The sequence below is a fragment of the Nocardia aobensis NBRC 100429 genome, from assembly GCF_000308375.1.
GTDB lineage: Bacteria > Actinomycetota > Actinomycetes > Mycobacteriales > Mycobacteriaceae > Nocardia > Nocardia aobensis.
This window is the reverse complement of the sequence record NZ_BAFQ01000287.1, coordinates 1-24,295: the sequence shown is the minus strand read 5'-3', so window position 1 is coordinate 24,295 and position 24,295 is coordinate 1. Positions and strand designations below refer to the sequence as shown.

Genomic DNA, 24,295 nt, shown 5'->3' with positions numbered 1-24,295 from the left:
GCGGAGCGGGCGAAATCAGGCGGTTCGACCGGCGATTTCCGCGGCGATCTCCGCAGCGAGCCGCCCGTCGGCGCTGTTCGATTCGCCGCGCAACTCCCGCAGTAGCCGATCGACCCTGGGCCGGACCTCGGCGACTTTCTGCGGGAGCGCGAGTTCGGCATAGGCACGCAGATTCCGAGGCGAGAGCGACTGTGGGCGTACTTCCGGCATGAAATAGTCGATGAAGTGCACACCCCCGGTGGGGAGCCGGTATTCATTTGCCATATCGGTCAAATCCTCGTACAGAAGGCGCAAGCTAACCAGATTCTTTCGGATCGCATCGGTGACGACCCTGGCGATGTCGTCCCGGGCGGCCGATTCCGCCACGAGATCGAGAATTGTCCGATGCGGTGTGGTCACCGGAACGCCCTCGTGCACCATGACATCGTCCTGAGTCAGGGTGGCGACCTCGACCCGTACCGCGCGCGGTACCGGACGTTCGGTTGCCGAGGTGAATCGCACGACCGGCGTGCCGAGTGAACCGAAACCTACCAGGGCACAGGCGGATTCGTGCGACAGCACCACATCCTCTGCGAGATTGCCCGGTCTTTCCCAGCGGAAGGACTCCGGCGCCATCGCGAGCCAGGCGGCATAGGGAAAGGAATAACGTGGACCGTAGGTACTTCCCGAAATCTGATAGACGGACCAGTCGAGCCTGTGTATCAGGCCTGACTCCTGGAAATGTGCGAGCATCACATCATCGACGCCGACTCGATTCGCCTGGGCCTGCGTGATCAGTCCATGTTGACGCGCCGCATTGACCGACAATCGGTAATAAGGCTGCTCCCACATCGATGAACCCTCCCTGTCCGCGCACTCGACAGCGCTGCCAACATTACTGCAAGACCACATGTACAGGGACGGCCAGCCAGAGTTCGACCAGCGCTGCCCGTGTCATATCCCTGATCCATCTTCACCGACCACGCCAGAGACGTGATCGGTGACGGTCAGGTTCGCGCCCCGCAGATTCACCTCATCCAGGTGCGCATTTCGAACGAATTGCTCTTGTACATCCTCCGAGCCCACAGGCCTGTGGCCTTGACCTCGACACCGACACGGGGGAGGTCGTGGAAGACACGGAAGTCGATGCGGGAGCCCCGCGCAGCCGATGTCTCGACCGACAGCTCGTCCTCGTGCTCGATGGTGACGTCGTTATCGGCCTGTCAGAAATGCGCGTCCCACGCGTAATGTGTCGGCGACGAACGTACTCGGCTCCCACGGCATAACGCTGAGCACTTCGATGTCGAGGTCGGGCGCGTCGATTACCCTGCGCATAACATCGGGCCCGAGCTTGGCAAACCGCCGACGTCTGTACCTACTAGTATGTATAGTCCCTGTATGAGCACGAGGGATGACCTAATTGAGAGCACGCAGGCATTGCTGTGGGAGCGCGGGTATGTGGGGACCAGCCCGAAAGCGATTCAGCAGCGGGCCGGGGCCGGTCAGGGCAGCATGTACCACCACTTCGCCGGCAAGGAGGAGCTGGCGCGTGCCGCGATCGATCGGACGGCCGCGGAGCTGCGTGCCAGCGTGGACGCGCAGCTTTCCGGTCCGGGCACTGCGCTTCAACGTATTTCGTCCTATCTGTGGCGCGAGCGCGACGTCCTCAAGGGCTGCCCGATCGGTGGGCTGACTCAAGATCCGGACGTGATGGGCGCACCCGCCCTCCGCAGGCCGGTCGAGGAGACCTTGACCTGGCTGTGCACGCGCATGGCAGTCGTGCTGACCTCGGGTCTCGACGCCGGCGAGCTGAGTCCGGCCCTGGATCCGGCCGCCACGGCGGCGGCGATCGTCGCCACGCTGCAGGGCGGGTACGTCCTGGCCCGGGCTGCGGACAACGCAGCACCCTTCGAGCAGGCGGTCGAGGGAATCCTCGCGTTGCTCACTGCCCACACCGTCCACTGAGTTTCGGAAACCGCACGAGATCAAGGAAATACGAGAAGCAATGCGCATATCCCACGCTCCTCACACCGCCGTACCTGCTGCGTCCGCGTTCATCACCGGTGTCGCGCACGTCGAAGAACTCGCCGTCCCCGACGGCCCGTCGCGGACGCAGGTCGACAGCGTCCGGTTCGCCCCTGGTGCCCGCACGCGCTGGCACCGTCACCCGGTCGGGCAGGTGCTCGTGGTTACCGACGGCGCGGGGCTCGTGCAACGCCGCGGAGGCCCGGTCGAGGCCATCCGTACCGGCGACACCGTGCGGATCGAGGCTGGCGAATGGCATTGGCACGGAGCGACTCCCGGCAAATCGGTGACGCATGTTGCCATCGAGGAGCTTCCGGTGGACGGGAGTACGGCGGAGTTCGCGCAGGCTGTTACGGACGCCGAATACCACGCGGCGGACGGAGACCAGGCCGACCTGACTCCGCCACTGAGCCGTGTGATCGTGATGGACCAGCAACTGCCGCATCCGCTGGCCACCCAGCGTGTCGAGATCCGGCGGATCACCATCGCACCTGGGCACGCTGCAGGGCTGCACATCCACAATGGGCCGGTCTTCGGCAACATCGAGACCGGGTCGGTCATCTATCAGATCGAGGGCGAACCGGAGACCGTGCTCGAACCCGGCGCCGTGTTCTACGAACCCGGGGGCATACGCATCGCACGCTTCGACGCGCAGGAGGACGGCGTCACGTTCCTTGGTTACTTCCTGCTCGGTGACGGCGTAAACGCCGAGCTCGTCTTACCCGACGCCTGATTCCCGCCTCTAGCGGCTGCTCGTCACTCTCAGCCGCCTATCGACCTAAAGGGACTCAAAAGAGATGAGCGGGCGCCCCGTCGGAATGACCACGGACAGCAGTTTCGGGTCGTCTGCTGGCGCCGTCTCGAACGCGGTCATACGCTGCCTCGAGGTCGAGGTCTGAAGAGGATGTCACGGACGCGGAGTGGTCGGTATCCGGTGGGTCCGAGCTGGGCGAGTTCGGCATCGATGTCGACCTCGATCGCGCCGCAGAAGTTGATCTTCTCGCTGTGCGCTGGTGCGCGTACACCAGGTCGCGGAGCGGAGCGTGGAGGGATGCGCCCTAGTTGAGCTGGCAGGATATCTCGCGTCGGTAGTCGGGGTCCGACAAATTAGCGGCGGCGTAGACGGTGCGGCGGGGGCTCCGTCCTCCTCGAGCGTGCGTCTCGATGCGCTTGCCGTACGAGCCGATCTGTACTGGATCCACTGGAAGCTGCTCGGCGAGCCGGGCCGCCGCGACCGGCGGTGCCGTGGTCAACCCGGTCCGGAGCGCACCTCAGCCACGGCAATGTGCACAAAGCGATCGATAGGCCCAACCGATCCGCCGGACCTCGACCACGGTCCGGATACACGAAGGCAAGGCGCAGGTGAATCCGAGCGGTGTTCCCGAGCTGGCCGATCAGATCGCCAACTAAAGCGCCGAGGCGTGCCAGAGACCGACCGAGACGTCATTGTATCCAATGGTCCGACCTGGCATACGGCGCATGCGCCTCCGCTGATGGAGGTGTGAGGGTGTCCGCGCTGCTTGGTTGCAAAGTGTCTTTCATGGGGCAGTGGCCCGATGCTGTAACGGGCCGGCTCGCGTAGCCGGCGCTCGCCACGACTTCGAGGCGGCGAGTCGACCCGAAGTCTCACCTTGCTGATGTGTGCTGTCTCGAACTTTCCGTCTCCGCCTGTTAGTTAGATGTATCCATGTGTTAATAATTGGTTGACGAAACCTGTCCTTGTGGATACATTGAACCAACCGATAGCGGAGACCTGGAAGGTACTGGGCTGCATGCATGCGTCGACCCGAAGCGTCTTCGGACTTGCATCGGAACCTGTCGAACCGGAATGGGAGCGTTCGGACTTCGTCTTCCGCTGTGGTGTTCCCTTTCGGGATCGGGCGCTGGCGATGACACGGTTAATCGCCGGATTGGCTGCGCAGACTCACGTAGGTAGCGCGGACTATGAGTGAATTATCTGTCGACCTAGAGGATTTGGCTTCTGTGGGGCAGAAGGTGCTGGCGCTGGCCGAGCGCGCTTCGCAGCTGCACCAGAGGTTGCAGTCGATTTTGGATGCTGCCGGGCCATGCTGGGGTAGCGATGAGCCGGGCGAGCGGTTCGCTGCTACTTTCACGCCTGACGCGGGTGCGATCAGCGGGAATGCTCAGCAGTTCATCGAGGTGTTGCGGACATACGGCAACAACATCCTTGCCACCGCTGACAATTTGGCGTCGCAGGATCGTGTTGCGGGAACATCGGTGAATTCCCGCGGTGCTGTTCAGTCGTCGATCGCTCTGCCTGGCAGTGGTACCGTGGCCACGGTCGCTGGTTCCCCTGGTGTAGACACTCGATCGGGCGCAGCGGTCGGCGCGCTACCCGCAGCGGACCAGTTGGCAGCGACTTCGCCAGCTTCACCGAATCGGAACCCAGCCACCGATCCGTCGGCCATCCCCAACCACTTCACCCGAAACCCGTCGTCGGTGCCGATACCCGCTGCTCCGAGCCGGCCATCGTCGGTGCCGATACCAGCTGCTCCGAGCCACCCGACATCAGCTGCTCCGAGACAGCCGTCGGAGGACTCGTTCGGCGGAAGAGCGCGGGTCGGCCGACCGGGCACCACGATGCCGCCATCACCAAATCGTCCCGAGGCTACGGTCGGCCCTGTTCGTGACGCCCCGAGTCGCCACGGAAGGCGAACCACCTCGGACCGCCGTCCGCCGGCTTCCGGGGCGCCTGCCGCATCGCCGACTACTCCAAGGCCACAGGCCGTCGGCGCGCAGCCGGACGCCGACTCGAACACCTCGAACCCCAGGCCTGGGTCGCAACGGCCGGGTAAGCAAAGTCAGCCGAAACAGCATCGGAATACGCGCGCCGAGAAGCCGAAACGCCATACTCTCGAGGAGCTTTCGAGACGATACCGCTTCGAGCCGACGGGGTTCGATCTGCCTGGCGCGGACGGATCCGTGCTGGCTGAACTCATAGCAGCCCTCTCAGCGACCTTGAATCGGTACCCTTTCGTCGCACCGCGGGCGGTGGCGATACTGCCTCTGCCCGTAGGTGAATGGTCGCGGGTGTCGTGGACGCGCGACCACAAGGGCGTGCCGCTGGTGGATGAGATCAGGTTGGCATCGGCCATCGTGCTCGAGCCCGGACGATACGCCGAACAGGTAGCCGATGCGGTGGAGCAGGGGTTCGTCACACCGGTATCACTGCAGTGCCCGGCGTTTTCGGCAATGATTCGCGCACTTGGCAGTGCCGTGGATGTCGCGGGAGATTTCGCTGCCCGCTCGGTGGCTCAGCGGGCTCTGGTAGCGGCCTATATGAGCCCTGCCGGGTCCGATTCGGCGCGCCGGGAATCACTGGGCACGGTGGTGGGGGGATTTCGGGAGTGGCGCGGACGCTTGAGCGGATGCTCTTTCCACCAGGGAGCCTTCGATCCCGCCCCGGCATTGGCAGAGGCGTTCACCGAGGTCGAATTGCTGGGCGCGCGAGCGGCTGCCCCCGCCCGGGTCCTCCACGAAACCTTGGTCTCCGCGGCTGCGCGGTTCCCGAGAGCTTCCAGATGAGATGGGGAGGTATCGCCCCGGTTCCGCGGGAGCTGTTCGAAGTGGAATTGGCCGCAGCACTGACCGGTGGGCCGTTGCGGGCCGACGTAGAGCTGGATCCACGGACGCGAATAGCGTTGTCTCGGGTCGAAGCGGCACCGGCCGAGCAACGGTGGGCGGCGGCCGAGCGTGCTCGCGAAGTGTTCGAAAAGGCAAACGCTGGAACAGAGTTCGGTGCTGTACCTGAGTGGATCGCGGCACGCTGCTGCGATGTTGCAACCACGCTGGCTACCGGTGCGATGAGCTGGTGCAGCGCGCAACTGCGGCGCACCGGAGCGGAGGTGTACAGCCGGTATCGCGCCCAGTGTGTGGCTGAACTAGCGACGCTGGACCCGCGGCGGTTCGACTTGATACCGGCTTGGATCACCGACTTCGGCGCTCGGTGGGCTCGTTGGCGCGCTGAAGCCGAGGCCGGGCGAGGCGAACCAGGGGCGCACCGGCCGTCGAACTATCGGGCCGCGACGCCCGAGACCGAGATCGTATCCATCGTGCTCGGACAGCTTGCCGCATCCGATGCCCCGGCCGCGGTAGTGGTGTCCGGTAGTCCTGGTTCAGGTGTTGCGGCGATGGTGCGTTGGCACGCCGCGGCCATGCCGGGCGCCGCAATAGTAGAGGCGGGTGTGTTCGCAGGTTTCCATCCCAACGGTGCGGAGGCCGGCCTTTGCGATGCCCGGGTTTCGGCAGAGGTCGGTGACTGGCTCCTCCAGGCGGCGCGCCACGCGGTCCGCACGCGAGCGAATGTAGTGATCGGCGTCGCGGACATGGACGGGATGACCGGGCAGTGCGTAGGGATACTCGAACCTGCCGGTTACAGGGTCCGCTGTGTGGAGGCGGCGATTCCGGAGCCGCTGCGAAGGCTCTCCGAGCTGGTGAGTGCGCAGACCGTCGCCGGGCAGTGGGTGGCGGTGAGTGCGGTCGCGGGCGGTGCGTGGTGACCTGGAGTCAGTACTCGAATATCGAACTGCCGCAATGGTTGCCGCATTGGGTGATGGAGATCGCGGGCGGGGACTTCCCGCAGGCGCTCGATGGGACGATGCTTCGGACGGGGGATTTGATTCGTCCGTTGGCGCAGGAGTGGGAAGAGCTGGCGTCGGACTTGTCATCCGTAGTCGACCAGCTCGAATCTTGGTCCGGTGCGGCGGTCGACCAGATGGTGATCGGGGGCCGACAACTGTACCAAGTCACCGGCGAGCTCGGGAAGGCGTATGAAAGCCTGGCGCGTCAGCTGAGTGACGGTGGTACCGATATCCGGGAAACCAAAATCGTCATTGCCGTCACGGCGGTGGAGATAGCGGCGCAGGCCGGGGCAGCAGTGGTCGCGGCTGTTGTGAATCCGGCGGCCGGGGCTCTGGAATTGGCCGCAAAAGAGGCCAGCCTCCGAAAGTCCGTACGTGTCGCACGAGACAAACTGCTGGATATCCTCCTGGCCAAGGGGGCACGGGCGGCTGCCCAACGCCGCGGCCTGCTGTTGCCCTTCGAGGCCGCGATGGGAGCGACGCAGGCGCTACTGCCGCAGGTGGTCGGCATGGGCGTGACCGGCCATTGGAGCGGAGATCGGCTGCGTGACGCGGCGATCGCGGGAGCGGCCGGCGGTGTAGTCGGTGGAACAGCCGGCATCAGGGTGGGTGAGGGTGCGGGTCGAATGATCGCGAGATCACAAGCGGCCGGTCTGAGCAGAAAAGCCTTGATCGCGGGCAGCGGCGTGGCGAGCGCTGTGCTGGGTGGGGCCGCTGGTGGCGCCGCAGGCATCGCGGCCTCATCGGTGGCGCGGCTCGAGACGCCGAAGCTGGGAGACCTGCTGTCGGGCGCTGGTGCCGGCGCCGCCGCGGGCGTGGTCTTCGGTGCCGGTGGAGTGGTGACCGGACTCCGCACACCATCCGGACCGGTTCCGAACGGTCCACGGGCGGCACTGGCCGGCAAATCGAGGGCGGAGATCGCTAAACTTCTCGCTCCCCGTTTCAGCGACACAACACCGATGACTTCGACGAAACTCGCTGAGTATCAGGGCGATCCAGAATTTTCGTCCCACGCGCGGCCGGAATCCGATCCCCGGCTGGCATCCGATTCGCCTAGGGTTCCCGCACGGGCCTCGGGTCCCGGAAAACCTCCCGGCCCTCCGGAACCGGAACATACGAGTGCGCGGGGCGATGCTTCCGGACGGCGAGGCAACCTTGGCTCGACCGGCGAGGATGCGAAACCGGCTGTGCCGCCGGACCGAAAGCGGCCGAGCGCTGAAGACGGCGACAGCACTGGACGTGTCCTGCGGCGGGGATCCGAAGGCGAGGCAAAAAAGGGGGCTGTGCCCGCCGTCGGCGGGAAGAACGGGAAAGGGGCGACCCCAACAGTCGACGAGGGCTCGGGTGGAGCAAGTAGTTCGGAACGAAAGAGAGGCCACGGCGGGCCATTGAGCCCGCCCGCGCGGCACGATTCCCCACCGACAGGGTCGAAATCACCCATTTTTGCGGCCAAATCGTCGCCCGAAGCACCGGAGAAGGGCGCGGTGACGGCGAAAGCGGTGATGGGACAACGTGAGAGATCCGTCGACGCCGACCCGAAGCCTGCCGAGTCTTCGCCGGCGGGGATCGCGCATTCACCCGGCGAATCTCGTTTACCGGCTCCGGAAGCAGGCGGCGAGGGGCCCATACCAGGCGATCAGCGCGGCGCAGGGGCCGAACCACCCATCCGCGCCGACGGGGTCGGAGACAGCCCGCTCCCCGGGACCGCGGAACTCTCGGATGCCGAACCGCCGCAACTACCGGAAGCGGCAGAACGGGCTCAGGAATGGGCCGAGACTGAGCAGTGGTGCCGGGCGTACCGTGCCTTCGACGAGAACTTCGGCGCCATGCCCAAGGAGGCGCTGCTCGAGTGGTTGCAGAGCGCACGCAGCACCGACGAGGAGCGGCATCTGGCGGCCGTCGAGATTACTCGCCGGATAACCAGGGACACAGGCAATCCCGAAGGTATCGTCTTGCGCCCGGACCAGCTGTACGGGGCGCGGCGGATGACGAGGAATGTGGTGGAGTTGCGTCCCGGCGGGGGGAAGACCGCGATGTTCCTCGTGCACAACCTGGTCCGGCTCGGGCGCGGGCAGACGGTGCATTTCATGACCAACGCCCCGGATCTGGCCGATCGAGAATTCGAGATGTACGACAACATCGCGGGCTCGCTGGGTTACGACACGCACCGGGTGCAGTCGGACGCAGCGATGGCGAATGCGCGGCCCGGACGCGGTGCGATATTCGTTGGTACCCCCGACGATTACGCGCACGCGTTCAACAAGGGAAATTGGCATCGTGCCGACGCGGTTGTCATCGACGAATTCGACGCCGTAGTGAAGTGGATGAACGGCCTATTCGTCCTTTCCGAAGGTACGTCGGCAGCAGCACCACCCGAGGTACAGACATACATTCGCTCCATTCAGGAGTGTTTTTCCGACGCGATCGCTCAGGGCAAGTTATCCGAAGCGGATTTCACCCATCCGCTGGATCAGCCGGCGCGGGGCAGGCCGCCAGAATTCACCGCCGATGGCTTGGAGAAGGCTCGCACATTGCTCGCTGAGTGGTTCGAACCCGAGCACCGGAACAGCCTGCGCACCGCTGCGGACGCGATGCTGAGGAAGCGCGCCGAATGGATGCGGGAGGCGAGCCGGGAGGGCAAGGACGAGGACCTCGCTCGGCTACGGATGGCGATGCAGGCGCACTGGTACCACGAGACCAGGCGCAACGACGCCTATGTCGTTGAAGAGTTGCACCCCTACGGTGTCGATGAGTTGCACGGCTACGGTGTAGAAGAAATCGGCCTCGACGGTACGAGTGCGAAACCCGCATACGAGAAAAAGGTTCTGCTGATCAACGAGTCCACCGGCCACGTCAACTATGACGTCGAGACCGGCATGGAATCGAGATGGAGCAGGGGCCTCGCCGAGGCGGTGGAGGCCAAAGAGGGCCTGACCATCCGAGATTCGGCACGCACTCTGTCCGAGACCACGATCGTAGATCTTCTCAAGAAATACGACGAGGTCACCGGGGCATCCGGCACGGCGTTCGGGGCATCCGATGTGATGCGCGCCGAGCTGAATATGGCGGCGCCCGAAGAAGTGAAACCACCGTGGGAATCACGCCTGGAGCGCGAGGATCCGATTGCGGCCGGTGCGCGGCACGCCCAGAAAATGGAAAAAATGTCCGACGACATCGTCGACGAGTTCCTCGGTAAGAAAACGCTACCGCAGCTGGTGGTCTGTGATCGCAACAGCGAGGTCGCCGAACTCAGTCGGCTCGTCCGCGCCAAACTCACGAAACGGGGCGTGCTCAATATCGATGACGCCCTCAGCTCGGTTGACGCCCACACCCAGATTCATCAAGATCAGCTCGCGGCGAAAGCTGCAGGAGCGAATTTCAAGGAGCATTGGGCCGCCATCACCAAAACGGCCGGTGAGCCGGTAGAGGTGCGCAGACGCGGCAGCATGGTCGGCGAGTTGGGACTGACCTTTACCGAGAAGCGCGGCAAGATCGTGATCGCCAACCGGATCGCCTCACGCGGAACCGATGTCAAGATCAGCGCCGAGGTCGAGGCCAAGGGCGGGCTGCTGGTACGGGCCAGCGCGATGTCGATTCTGTCCCCCGATCTGGACAAACAGGTGTATCAGCGGGCCGGACGGATCGGAGAGGTGTTTGCTGCCGACGGCAAGACCGTCGAGTACAAGAGTCAGCGGGGCCGGGCAGTGTTCTATCTCTCCAGCGACGATGCGCTCTTCGATTCCTCCGATCCGTACGCGGCCCCGATCGTCGAGCACTACAGCACGGCCTGCAAAGCGAACGCGGAGAAGTCGACCCCCGCTTCGCGAGCGAGGCTGGCAGTGACGGGCCAGTGGCTCGGCGCTCTGGCCCACCACCTGCAGCAGGCAGCTCACCCGGCCGGCGGTGTCACCTACCCGGGCACCGGCTCCCAGCTGCTGGAAGGCGGCACCGCCACGCCGCTGACCGGGGCCGCGTCGCAGGTAGGGGCAATCGCCGGGCAACCGGCCGGGACGATCGCCGAACCATCGGCAGCGGTCGGTGCCGATCGCCAGGCGCAACGGCACGACGACACGACTGAATCGGCCGGGGTGAACGTTCACGCAACGCAGCTGGCCGATGCCCTTTCAGGAGAGCTCACCGCACCACCGGACTCCGGTAACGCTGCCGCAACGACGATAGCGGCGAGCCGGTCGGCCCCGATTTCGACCGTGCCGGAAACCTTATCCGCCGTACATACCGCAGATGGGCGGGTGCCCGTGCACTGGATTACAACCGTCGAGGGCGGTCGGACACAGCCTGTGCATGGCTACGCGGTGAACGACCACGGCGTGCTGACGCTCACCCTGACCACTTCCCCTGCCCCGACGGATCTGATCTCCGAAACCGCTGACGCGGCGATCGCGGCGGACCGTCTGCACGATCAGCTGACTCGGCACTGGGCCGGTCTCGGCGGGGCCGGAGTTCGTGTGCATTCCGCCGATAAAGCGCAGTTGATGGTCGCGGGTTGGGATATCCCGCTCTCGGACGCCGTGACCGCCGGGGTGTCTCAGCTCGACAAGGCCGAGGAGACAGTGGCTTCCGCCCAGGCGGCAATCGACCTTCTGGAGGTGGGTGATGATGTTCCGGCGGAATTGGTTCAGTTGCTGACCGACGCGATGGCCGTAGGTCGCGGCCTATTCGCGGGAAATCACCCGCGCGGCAAGGCAATCGATGATCTGAAAGCGAATTTGGGGACCCTGCCGGCGAGCGCGCTGAAACATGAAGCCGCCGTCGCATTGTCGGCGATCGGCAACCAGTCGCAGGTATGCCGCCGCCGTCTTGGTGAACAGGCAGCCAGACAGGTGACCGAACTCGCGGGCATACTCACCGCGGACGGAGCCATTGAATCGGCCTGTGTCCCGGCCACGGTGACATTGAAGCCATCGCAAGCACAGGATATTTTCAGTTACTCCAGGATGCTGGAAGCCAGACTGCCGAAAGACGACCCTCGCTATAGCGGATGGCTGGCAAAAACAAAGGTCCGCTTGTCCGATCGGGAAACGCTGAGCCGCACCGAAATGCGAGAGATCGCCATCGGAATCTCGGATCTGGTCGGCGAATTGGCCGATGGCGCCCGCACATCGACCATAGTTACTCTGAACGACGGCCGGCCCGAATGGCATTTACCGGCCCAGCGCACCACGGAAAGCGATGGTATTCACGGGCAGGGCCGGCTGATGCGAGAGCTCACGACTGTGCTGCGGCTGCAGCCGGTGGCTGGGATTCCGGCAGACCCCGAAGACAGGCTGATCTCCGATGTCGTCGATATCGCGGAACTCGTTCACATCTCGGGAGTCGCGAACGGCCGCTGGATCCTAAAAGACACACAGGAAGAAAACGATCTACGCGAGTGGGCGGTTCACGCAAATACCGGCAACGATGGTGTGCTGCACGTGAGCATGACGGCCCACCGGCCCTCCGAAGAAACCATCACCTGCGCGAGCGACGGTGTCACAGCCATTCCCATCGACGAACTGTTCGGTCGCCTGACCCGAGCCTGGGCGGGGCAGGGCGGAACCCGCGTCGAATTGTCGAGCGTGGGCCGGGACCTCATGTCATGGGATATCGCCCCCCTCGCCGGCCGTGCTCACGCAGCGCGTGTGCTGCGGACTGTCGAATCCACGGTCCGCACTGCCACCGAGGGTCTACAGTCGTCGCGGGCCCAGCTGGAAGCCGAAATTCGCGCGTCCATGTCGCTTCCCGCTGAACAGCGCCCGGCGCCGCCCAGTTTGCGCGAGCGGCAGATGCTGGACATCACGGCCCTGCACGGGGCCGCAGCGCACGTCGAGGAAGCTTTGCAGACCGGACGCGACCTGTTCGCGGCCGACAGCGCGCTGTCCGGACGTATCGATGCACTACTCGCCGCGGCGCGGGCTCCGAATATGACCGTTGCGCAGGCGAAGGAGATCGAAGTCGCACTCGCGACCATCGGCGCCCGGGTGGTGGGGTTGCGTTATCTGCTGGGTGTGGAGGCCGAGAACGCCACTGGCCGCATCGCTCAGCTGGCGGGCGTCGCGACCGCCGGACCTGTTGATCTCACCGGAGCCGGACGCACGGAGCTGCTCCAGCGCGCAGAAGCGGCGCGCGGATTCCTGGATGAGAACGACTCACGAGGTCGAGAGCTCGATCAAATCCTCTCGGCGCTGCGGCAATTGGACCGCGACAAAGAAAAGGGCGGCCTGGAGCTGCCGAGCCTCGCCGGCAATCTCACCGCGATCGTGAACCAGATCCTCGAGGACTTGCGTCGTCGTCCGAGCACTGTCTTCCACGTCGACGAGAATGGCGTCGTCTGGACCGCTGCCGCCGATACCGCTGATTCCGCGGCCGAGGACAACGTCACCACACTTCTCGCCGCGCACGAAGCGGTATGGCTGGATGTGGCGTGGCAATCGGTCCGCGACGACGTCGCCGAGACAGTCCTGGCAGGTCTGAATGCCAGTGCCACAACACAGCCCAACTCTGCGAGGTTCTACTACGACGGGGTGAATTTCCGGCAGCGGGGCGCCGTGGCGGAAGACGGTCCCGGACCCGTATCACTGGCGGATCTGCTCGCTGACCCGGCAAAGCATCCAGGGACGCAGCAGGCCGCATTCGAGACCCTCCGCAACATATACGGTCTCGATGTATCCGAGCGATCGAAGCTTGTCACGACCATCCGACGGTTCCGCACGTTGGACAGACAGCGCCGGCGCACTGACACCGTAGGCGCACTACGGCTGCAAGCCCAGCTCGCAGCGGTCGCCGATCCCGGTCGCGCGCGGGAGATCCACGCCCGGCTCATGGAGGATATCGACACCGGCCGCGCGGCGGAGCTGTTGGAAACGTTGGCGGCCGGCCGGGTGAAATCCGGGCGAGCCACGCTCTACCAAGCCCTCGGACGGATCGCCGATAAGGCCGCCGATCCGACAAGTGCCCGGCAACAGTACTACCTGCTCGCCGACCTCGATCGGACCGACCGCGGGCGCACTCTTCTGGAAGAACTGGCGGGGGCCGTTCCGGTCTCACACAGGAAGGCGCGGGAACTCGCCGTGGAACTGGCGTTCGCGGCCGCGGTCCTGGCGGGACGACAACACTACGGCGTAGATCAGGAAACCATTGTGCGGCTGCCACAGTGGTGTGTGGTCATGTCGTTGCTGACACTCAATCAGTCGGCATACCTCGTCACCGGCAATCGGATGGTCGGAAGCCCGCAGGAGGCGATCGGGCGTGCGGGCACCGAGGCACCAGTTTCCTCGTTCCTGGCCGGTGCACACCACGAATTCATCGGCGAGGACAGCGCAGCGGCATTCGAGCAGATCGCGGCGCAACTCGGCTGTGGTCGCGACGCGTCACTGGCGGAGCGGATCGGCGCTTCCGGGCGAAAGGTCGTCGTACACGTCGAGTATCCGCGAACCGCCACACCGGACACGCCCGGACAGTCCGCGACGGGATCGCGCCAGTATCGGCCGGCCGGAGACGATTTCACCATTCTCAATCACAACGGCGTGATGGTCGCTGTCGCTCTTGTGGACGGCCGTATCGTCGAATTCACCGAAGCCGAACTCGCAGACGGCCTGAAATTCTGGATGACCTCTTTCGACGAGCAGGGCACCGCCGCCAAACCGTTCCTGTCGGGCCCGGTCGACGAGGAATTTGACGAACTCGCCGAAGACCAAGCCGCACAGGACAGCTACATTCGGTCGTTGCGCGAGCTAGCCGATCGAATCGGACTCACCTCGCCGGAGCAGGAAGCACTCACCGATCCGGATCGCTATCGTGACCAATTGGACGGGTACGTAGCACAATTCGGACCTGAAGAATCACGGCAATCGCAGATAGCCTTGGTCCCGTCCGGGGGGAACAACCGGACGATGTCGTGGGAACAGTTCGAGCAGCTGGCACAACGAGTCCGGGACTACCAGCAACTTACCTCCCGAATCCGCGCCGCCAGCGGCACCGTTCGCCCTTACTCTGCGACCACCACAGGAGAGCAGGGCACTACTCGCGCCGAAGATGACAACCCATCGACAGGTGATAGCTCAGGTACCGGGGTAGTCCGGGATGCCGCTCCCGGCCCTGACAACCCGACGACCGAAGGGGTCGGTCCAGGGTATCCGGGGGCAGTCGGCGCGGTGCGGCGTCCGAGTGATTCGCAGTTCCGTCCGCCAACGACGGCCCCACCTCCGGTCTCAGAAAACACCGACCTCGCTCGGCACGGAACGGTTTTACGCGCAGCGTATGAGAGTGAGCCTCATTTCGTGACACTTCTCGTCACGGCACACCTTTCGGGAGAGTGTGCGGTGGCGATGATGGAATACCTGGATTCAGATTCACCGCAGCCCCCCGCCGCGATGCCCGCGATGGTAGCCCGCGCGATAGTCGCCCTCGGCGTTCCCTTTTCCGAGAAGCGGCCGCAGTGGGAAGAAAAAGACAGCCGTGATTCCACAGCCACCGCACTGATTTCGGCGGCTGCGCGGCTCTGGTGGACGACCTTCGCGGACCTCGCCGGACGGATAGGCGCGGATGCGAGCATCGAGCCGTCCGACCTCCTCGCCCGGGCCCGAAATCGCGCAGGGGATCGCACCGTCGCCGCGCAGTTCGCCGCCCGGGATGTGGAACACCTGTTCAAGATGTGGCCGCGCATCCTGACGGCCGCAATGTCCGAAGGGAAGGCCGATCTACTCGGAAAGCATCCGCCGGTGAGCGCCGATCATGCGCGGAGGGGAACCGGTACCGTCATCCCGGACGCCAGTGGCCGGATCGACGCCGGCGGAGCAGCCAGACGCGGTGACCGGGAAGTTGCACTGAGCCGGCTTGACGACCTGCCGCCCATCCCCGAGAACTTCACCGAATGGAATGTGCCGGTTCGAGGCGACCTTGCCACAGCGGTCGAGACCGTGACCAAACTCGCTCAGCACCAGGCCACGGTGCTCGCGGCCGTGCGCGACCTGCTGGTAAGCAGCAGCGATTTAATCGAGGAATTGGGTCTGGCGGAGTGGGTCGAAGCCGGCGCACAGCCCGCCATGCTGGATCGCACCGAACTCGAGGGGCGTATCGCCGCCGCCACACGAACACAGCGGCCGCGAGCGACTCGGCGCGCTGTGAAAGCTCTTGAGGAAGCGCTTGCCCATTGGGCGGAAATCGATCGCCGCTCGAAGGCTGCCCAGTCCCGTGCTGACGCGTCGGCGGCCGAAGCGGCGGCTGAGGCTATCGGTGGAGTAGAACTGGGGTCGAGTGCCCGCCTGGTCGACGGCATCCGGGTGGAGGTGTTCCACCGGCCCGGCCACGTCGGCGTACTTCCCCACCTTCTCACCACCGCGATGGACCTGCACGCGGGCAGCGTGATCACCCGCGAGGTGAGGGTCGACGCTGCCGGCCGCGTACTGGTTCAGAATCAACCGGAACCGGTCCGGGAGGCCCTGCGGAGGTACCACAAACTCTTGTTGGACGCCCGTAAGGAGGCGGGCGAGCAGTTGACGGCGTCGCAAGCGACCGGGGCCTCGCCCGGCCGCGACGACATTAGCAGCCGACCGATGCTGAAAAAGTGGGGTCAGCTAATAGCGGTTACCGAGCACATCTATGCCAAGGCTTGCGAAGATGTGGACAGCGCATTTCCCGCGGAACCCGATTTCGCCTTGCTGCCCAGTGACAGGCAGCAGATCGAGGCGAAAATGCTCGCAGTCCTGCAGACATATGCGGTAGCGCTGAGAACCGTACGGATGCAGGCTGCCGCCCTTGCCGCCCACGAGTGGCGCAATCTCCTCGCCCCGGACGAATCGAAGCCACCGACCGTGGCGAAGCGAGAGGAGCAAGATGGGCGCACGGCATTGGGCAATAATCAGACCTCGACGCGTTCAGAAGGGCATACTGAACAAGCCAAACGGATCGGCAATTGGGCCGCTCTGCGAAGCTCGCAGAACGAGCACGGCGAACGAAACTACCGGCTGACAATATTTTCCCCACGTGCCGAGGATGAGACGGTGCCGCGCCAATGGCTGAAGGCGTTGACGCTGCACGGTATCGAAGTGAAATTCCATCATGTTCAGGTTGATAGGGAAGGCCGGACAGTCTGGACGGAGTCGTTTCACGAGCCGACCGAGGAAACATCTGTCGACCCGTCCGAAGGACTGTTCGAAGATCCCGAAATACTGATCACATCGATCTGTGCGCGCCTCGACGTGTCACTCCGTCAATATGGGGTCGATTTCACGAGAGGAGGTTCGGCGGACGAGTTTACAGAACCCTGGCAACAACAGTCTCTCGGGACCACGATTGAAGATTTGGCGCGACACATAGAAAATTGCGCCAGCGACCGATTTGTCCGAGATCGCATGCGCCATGCCTGGTTCCGGCTGCGGGCTCAATCAGATAGCGAGGTTGAACAGGAAAATCCAGACGTCGAAACCGCGCGAATCCATGCACTTTCGCACGCCGAAAAGCTCAGCATCGGACTGGGGAAACACCACACCGCTATCGGCCGCCTGACCTGGCAACTATTTGCGCTGACTGACTCACCTCGAGACCTGAAGTCGGCACAACGGGAAAATTTGCACCTAGCAGCAAGATCTATCGAGGCCGAACAGGACCGGCAGACCGAAAAAGTGCTGGACACCATAGCGGAAAGCCTGCAATCAGAAGCATGGATGCAGCGAGGCCGTCCTTCGGGCCTGGAAGAAGCGCGCAACGCACTCGCCAAAATCGAGCAGTGGCGGCACCAGCCGCACCCGAGTGCGATGAACGCATGCGTCTCGTGGATTACGGGCATCCTCCACGCCCTTGGCAACAGCAAGGGCATCGCACGGCCCAATCCCACCGATCGGCTGCTCGGCGACATCGAACGCAACATCCAGGCCGGCCTCCAGCGAGACCACGAGATCCACAAGGGCGACCCCGTCCGCCGAGCAGCCGCCCGACTCGCCGCCAGCGACGATGACGACACAGTCGCCGTGGTGGTCAGCAAAGGCGAACGAGCCCATGCATACGTACTGACCAAGTTCGACAGCACCATCTGGATCTACGACAATCTCATCGAGGGAAAGAAACATCGCGTCCGCGAGTTCGAAGCCGACAAATGGCAACCGAAATACCGAAAACCCGACTACGCGTACTATGCCACTTTCGAAAGTACCACCGAGGGGCTGGTAGCGAAACGGACGCCCGCTGAATCCGAGGTCGAGAGCGGCCACCGACACCAAGAAGTCACCGGACCGCCGGATAGGGACGCCATCGGCAAGCTTCGCAAATTATTTCGCCGGGGCAGCCACGCAGCCCAGCCAGATACGACACAAGTTGCAGATCGACTTGCCCGAGAGCACGGCTTCCTGGTATCCGGCCAAGCCACCGCCAGCACGGGCGATAACACCCCTGATTCCTCCACTGCCGACGTAGAAGCCAGACTCGCCTGGCAACATGGCTTCACTGTCGACCGGGCCTCAGCATTAGACGATCTCAGCTCGTCACAGGAAAGCCGCACTCTGAATTCCCGTATCATGGCCAGGGTCGATTCGATCAGAGACTGGATCGCGGCGGACCTCGGTTACTTATCGGCAAAGGCCGGATTAATCGTCAACTCCATGGGTACCCAGCTGGCTACCGCAGCCGCCACAGAGATATATGCCAAAATGGGATCCGGTTTGGCGGGCCTGAGATCTCTGGACGAAGTTGCGATGGTGCTGTTTTTGCTCTTCGCCGGCAATGCAGCCGATCGACACGAAAGTACGAAACTAGCTCGGCGTGCAGACATGTGGGGTGCGATAACCGCAGTTATGGCTGGTACCGCAGTTCTGTTCGGCGGCCCATTTCTGGGCCTCACACTCGCCGGTACTCTTCTCCTGCAGGGCATTAGTGCCGCTTACTCCGAGGCGGCGAACGGCAGTACCTTGAAAGCGCTCGCGGGGAAGGCCAGACGCGACGCGCTCGTACGTTTCCAGAGCGTTCTGCAAAATGTAATTCGATCGTCCGCGCTGGCGCTGACGCCCTTCCTTTTGCTTGTGTTCGGTCCCGTGGCGCTTTTCTACGCGAACGCCGCATCGTTTGCCGTCAATGCGTTGTTGACGCGCCTCCAGCCCAAGATCGAACCTCCGGACACGTCTTCGGACAGCACGCGGGTGGGGATTGCCCGAGCAGCCTCCGACGTAGTTCACGACCTGCATCTACGTTCCTCTGCCCTAGCCAATGCCGCTGGCAACTGGTTCACGGGAGTCGGGCAGATCACTGCGGGAGTTGCTACCTGGAACGCTGGCCTGCCCTGGTGGGAGATCAGTCTCGCGCTCCTGCTCGGCCCGTTCGCGGGAATGCTCGGGTCGACGATCTCGGGAAGGTACTTCAAGGATAAAGTCTACACATCCGCATTAATCCGGAGAATTGTATCGATCAAATATGTCGGAATCGCAGCCGCTGCTGCCATTCAGGCGCTTGTCGGCGACCCCATTTTATCTTCCCTCGCCCTCGCCATCGGCTGGGGAGTTCACAGCTTTACCCTGCTGCCACTGAATACCTTGCGCCGCCGAGTCGCCCCGCCTGCCGTAAGCCAGCGCATTGATGCGATTACAGGCGCCCTGAACAGATCCGCGTCTATCCTGGGGGGAATAATCGGCGGCGCACTGCTGGTCGTGGACTTCCGGCTTGCGGTCGGCGCAACCGCCGCAGCGGCAGTTGGATTCTTGGGCGCTGGTGCTCTCGTGCAACGCTTTCCGCAATTGTCGCAACTCCGTTCCATTATGCCAGGCTTTCTCGGGCTGCGGGGTCCGAGGCGGCTGCCGCACCATCCGCTCGCACCGTACCTAAATGACAGGCAGATAGCGGACTTTCAACGACTTCCTCAAGTTCCAATATCGAAATCTGACGAGGTTGCGGAATGGCAAGCCAATTTGGGTGTCGTCCCCGTTCGGGATCGGTCTGCACACTACGGGCCTTCGAAGGTGCCATCCAAGGCGCAAGTGAAACTGGCAAAACGTGCATTCAAGAAATTGCAGCGGGGAGAAATTGCGTCAATGCTGCAGCTCGGCGGCCAGGAGCGTGAAGCACTAATTATTTGTTTTCCTTGGCTGTTAGCGGATCGACCTTTCGGGTTCCATGAAACCGCAGCCTTTTCGAATGCGGCATGTGAGCAGCTGCTCCGACTCGAAGCTGAGAGAATATCGACTATACCCAAGGGTGACCGTACAGCGGTTGACAGGCAGAAGCTGAATTACCTGGAGAAACTCTGGGAAGGCGTCGTCAAAGCGGAAGAAGACGCCCGCGTCCGAGACCCCGACTCCAAGGTCCTGTTTCTGAGACTTTCGCCGGACCGACTTTACGCATGGATCGGTATACATAAACGAGTGCCGAATGGCGAAGTAGATTTGACTTTTTTGCGCGTCGGCCCGGACGATGTGTCCGACGATGCGTGGACACGCCTGCTTTTCGAGCCCGAAGTGGCTGCGGAAGAACCTTTTGCAAAGCCGGGCAGGCGCGATATAACTATCACGGAGGAAATCCCCGAGACAGGGTTCTATCAGATATCGGTCGGACCACTCGGCAGGGACGGTGAACGATTAACCGCGGAAGAGTGGCAGCGCCAAGCTGCCGAGGCCGGACAGAGGGTAGCGCAGCGGATTCGCACCTACGGCCTCACCGAAGGGTTCGAATCCGAACAAATTGAAGAATCTATCGCGGCCACTCTGCTCAAATGCGGATCCATCAGCGACGGAGAAGTCATTTTGACAACGCGGGTCGCGAACCGAACCATCCACTTCGATGTGCAACATACCGGCTCGGAACCTCCTGATTCATTACCCCTGCCTTGGGCTACCGGCATAAATTCCGGTAGCACCCAGGGCAGGAGTTACACATGCTTCGAACTCGACAAGTCGTTGATAAGACATCTGCTACCACCGGACCTGAGAGACTTCTGCCGGGAGTTCGAAGCAGATCATCCGATAACTGCTGCAGACCTCGCAGCAGAAACTGCCCGCATGCTCGAGAATAAGAAATTCTCCTCCTTCGAGGTACGCCGGATTTGCAGCGGCATCGAAACATCGCCTGATCTCAAGCCGTTACCCTGGCTGGGCGACGTCGTCGTGGGATGCTCCGGCGTGCTGCCCGGTGGACGGAAAGCCTTCGCAGTAGCCGCACCCGGATATCGCGGACTCGTAGTCAGCGTCGAGGAGTTACCATGGGCCAGGGACAGTTCGAGCATCGAAGATCCGACGTACAGAGACGAAACGCGTTACAGCAGGAGTCCACTGCCCGGCCAGAAGAACCGAGAAGGGATCGTCGAGGGCACTGCGAAAGCGGAGCTGCATGACCGAATCGTCGGCACCGTTTCCGAACTTGCGCAGCATATCGACCGAGAGAACAAACTACGCGTACAAATACTGAGTGGATTGACGATCGATCTGCACACCAACAGTTTCGTCATAACCGCGCCCAGAATAAACACGCCGATCGAAGGCTCCTTCCGCCGACTCGGTGACATACTCCTGGTTGCGGCTTGGAATAGGGTGGAATCGCCGACTGTCACCGAGCCCAGAAAAATCCGAGACGACAACCCGAAGGCCAGCACGGGCGTCGGGACTACCGAAGCGGGCGCCTCGAGTTCGCCGCGCCCCTCGATCGGCTGGGCCGGCGCTACGGCTGTTCCCCCGGCGGTGGATCCAGGAGCCCTCCAGGCAGCGATCGATAGGATCGTCCGAGGACACCGCGAATCCAAGCGCGGCCAGAGGGCCGACGGTCGCGCAGTCGCGCAGGTCGAACCTGCACATCGCATCGTTCCACAGGTGACCGATGCCACCTACCCCGTGCGGCCTTGGGGTGTGACCCCGCGAATCCTCGAACAATTCGCACTGCAGGTCCCGGTGCCTCGCCCGGGAATGGGCACCGGCGGCGAATCGGCATCCCATGCCCGCGATCGAATACTGGCGTCGACCCGCAGCCGGGTGCTGAACTCACTCGCAAGGGTACCGGGGGTTACGGGCAGAGACAGCCGACACCGCGCAACGACTGATCTCGGAAGTGGTGACGAACTCGTTCGAGCACACCCGGGAGGTCGGTGTCACCGTCACCGGAAGAGTGCAGGAGGACGGCCTGCTGTCGATCCGTTGCGAGGTGCTCGCGAAGAGCGGGCTCAAAAATTTGCCAGATGGAATGCCAGCGACGGATGCCGACGGCTGCCCGGGTATCGAATTGTCGCAGGCCCATGGGACGATCGTTGACAACGACGGCACGACCACCTGGTTCGAGTTGCATCAGGTGCCCGAGAGCGAAACAGGTCGCAACCCGAAAGCCGATGATCCACGCGAACGCTGGCTGAACGGCCTGCGAGAGCAGGGTATCGATACGGAGACGCTCCTCAAACTGGCCGAACTGGTCTGGCGATGGCTGAGCTTTAGCCCCGAATGGACTCTGACCCCGGAAGGCGTTTCCGAATTGGAACGCCGTTATGAAAAGGTCGTCCTCCTGATGCTCGGCAGCCCGGAAGACGGAACGGGCACTTTCGTGAAGCAGGTTCTCGACATGTTCGAAAACAACAAACCTGTGGTGGTGTCGTCGGGCTGGAATCGAATTACGAAGTCCGGCTTGGACGAGCCATACAACACCGAGGCGGAGCGTTTCAAGCTGTTGGCAAGACAAGCCGGAGTATCGACGACTGTTCCGATCGTTGCCGACCGATTCGCGGCAAACACGGAGGGTAATGCGAGGAACTTCATCGAACTGGTGAAGGAAAACCTGGATGTCGACGCCGAGGCTGTCGTCGTGCTGAGCTGGCCCGCTCATCTGCGACGCAGTGTCAAAACCATGCAGTTCGTGAATCCACATCTGTCGAGGGTGTTCGCTATCGGCCCAGAGATCGACTTCGATACCTATCAAGCTTTCGGTCATCGCTCGCGAATCGAATCGGTTCGGTCGCCGGCGGAGATCCTCAAAATAGTTGTGGACGAACTGAAAGGCATTCTGGAATATCCGCTGAACGAGAAGATGTTACCCGAGCTTATTCCTGCGAAGGTTCTCTACGCCTACTGCTATATAGCCGGAGCGCTCAACATCGAGGTCGCCGAGAACCTCGCCCAGCGGATCCGCTGGGGATCCGGGCCGCCGGCGGCTTCCCGGTTAATGAGCTCATATCAGGCATCTTTCGCTTCCGAGCACACTGCCTCGATGATGACCGAGGCCCGCGCTCGTTTCGGCCACCAGATCCTGCGCCGGGCGCAGATTGCGATCGACAACGAGATCAAGCACGGTGATCCGACACTCATCGAACTGAAGTACCGCAAACTGCGGCTCAATCCCGCGCGGCGGCTACGGCTCGCCCACGAGATCACCGAGGAGACCTTCGCAGCGCTCGAAGTGGTACTGAAAGTACAGCCGGATTGGCACCCCGCGAACGTGATCTCGGCACTCACCAGAAGCACGATCCGCGAATATCTCCGATTCGCTCACCTCCGGCAGGGGATCGGGTCACTGCTGCCCGAAGCGGTTCGTTCCGGGCCCGCCGGACGGGAACTGTCTGTAACCGAATGGGCCGAACTGCGGCGACGGCTCGACCGACTCGAACGGACCGAACCCGAGCAGGTCCGCTGTCTCACGCTGCGACATCATCGAGGTCTGTCGATCGACGAGACCGCGCGGACCATGAGGATCGGGGCCGACGAGGTCTGTGCACTGGAACTTTCCGGAGCGCTGGCGATTGCGGAGCATGCCGAATCGGTGGTGCCCGATTCGGCCTCCGCGATCAGGCAGTCGCCGAGTGGCGAGCAAGCGGCGTCGCAGGATGACCGGGAGCAGCGAAGGATTGGCTCCGGAGGGGCGGCGCGGCGTAGGGCTCCGGGGCGCGGTCTAGGCGAGCCTCCTGACCAGGATAACGGCGCGGCGGCGCCACCTGGCCATGCGGGGCGCACTTCCCGAACACCGTGGGGACACGTCGTGCGCAGCCGGACGGAAGGGGCTCCTCTTCCTCCGACGGGTGAGATGTTGCGCGGGAATCCTCCGGTACCGGCTGTCAACGGCACCCGCCGAGTCAGACCGGACCGCAATCGAAACACGCCGTGGACGCGTTCCGCAGCCAACACCGGTGGTGGGAGGTCGGGCGGGCCGGGGCAGGGAGGTGCCCCGGGCGGTCAGCGGGGCTACGAGCCCAGGTCCGGTGATATGGATATGGGCGGTGAAGCGGGGTTGCCGCATCATCCGACGGATCAGTTGAAGCAAGGTGTGCCGCAGCATCCAGCAGATCCGATCACCCCGGATCCGAAGGGCGTCGAGGATCGTCCGGCCGATCCGGGGCCCCAGAATGTTCCAGAGCAGGCGGTGACCCAGGGGCCTGGAAACGTCGCGGAATTCCGTCTAGGGGATGCTTCCCGACAGACCGGCGAGGACATCACTTCCGCACCTTGGGAACAGATCATGGGCAGCCGGACGGAAGGGGCTCCTCTTCCTCCGACGGGTGAGATGTTGCGCGGGAATCCTCCGGTACCGGCTGTCAACGGCACCCGCCGAGTCAGACCGGACCGCAATCGCAGCACGCGGTGGACGCCTTTCGCAGCCGACACCGGTCGCGACGACTTCGATCGCGGCCCCGAAACTGGCTAGATCGGAGGAGGGTCGTCCGAAGCCTCGGCACCGTCAATATGTACGGGGCCGGCTCCGATTTGGATCCGGAAAACCCAGGGGGATCCGAAGAAACGACACCGTGGAAC

At 63.3% G+C, this 24,295-nt stretch carries 6 protein-coding genes and 1 pseudogene; 5 read left to right on the top strand and 2 right to left on the bottom strand.

The genetic code is table 11. The features are described 5' to 3' along the window. Nucleotides 1-15: 15 nt before the first annotated feature. The gene (locus RJ03_RS30715; protein WP_157163544.1) at nt 16-891 is read right to left on the bottom strand and encodes a hypothetical protein; all 876 of its coding nucleotides are present in this window, start codon (nt 889-891) and stop codon (nt 16-18) included. 486 nt (nt 892-1,377) lie between these two features. Here RJ03_RS30715 and RJ03_RS30705 point away from each other — a divergent pair, with 486 nt between their 5' ends. Further along, nucleotides 1,378-1,944: a TetR/AcrR family transcriptional regulator gene (locus RJ03_RS30705; RefSeq protein WP_036509311.1), complete on the top strand. Its 567-nt coding sequence runs from the start codon at nt 1,378-1,380 to the stop codon at nt 1,942-1,944. 40 nt (nt 1,945-1,984) lie between these two features. Beyond that, on the top strand, nt 1,985-2,737 hold the full coding sequence (locus RJ03_RS30700) for a cupin domain-containing protein (protein ID WP_036509309.1): 753 nt from the start codon (nt 1,985-1,987) through the stop codon (nt 2,735-2,737). A gap of 137 nt (nt 2,738-2,874) precedes the next feature. Here the strand turns inward: RJ03_RS30700 and RJ03_RS39130 are convergent. Further along, a pseudogene (locus RJ03_RS39130) lies at nt 2,875-3,360 on the bottom strand (DUF4158 domain-containing protein); the annotation flags it as partial. 1,695 nt (nt 3,361-5,055) lie between these two features. On the opposite strand from RJ03_RS39130, the gene RJ03_RS35370 reads away from it, so the two are divergent. From RJ03_RS35370 to RJ03_RS30680, 3 genes are all read left to right on the top strand, one after another. Further along, entirely contained in the window at nt 5,056-5,550 is a 495-nt protein-coding gene (locus RJ03_RS35370; RefSeq protein WP_157163543.1) for a hypothetical protein, read from the top strand. A gap of 605 nt (nt 5,551-6,155) precedes the next feature. After that, complete coding sequence (locus tag RJ03_RS37535; protein ID WP_157163542.1) at nt 6,156-6,524, top strand: hypothetical protein; 369 nt, start codon at nt 6,156-6,158, stop codon at nt 6,522-6,524. Continuing rightward, nucleotides 6,521-21,817, top strand: a complete 15,297-nt coding sequence (locus RJ03_RS30680; protein WP_157163541.1) for a WXG100-like domain-containing protein — start codon at nt 6,521-6,523, stop codon at nt 21,815-21,817. Before RJ03_RS37535 ends, RJ03_RS30680 begins: the two co-directional genes overlap by 4 nt. The last annotated feature ends 2,478 nt before the right edge of the window (nt 21,818-24,295 follow it).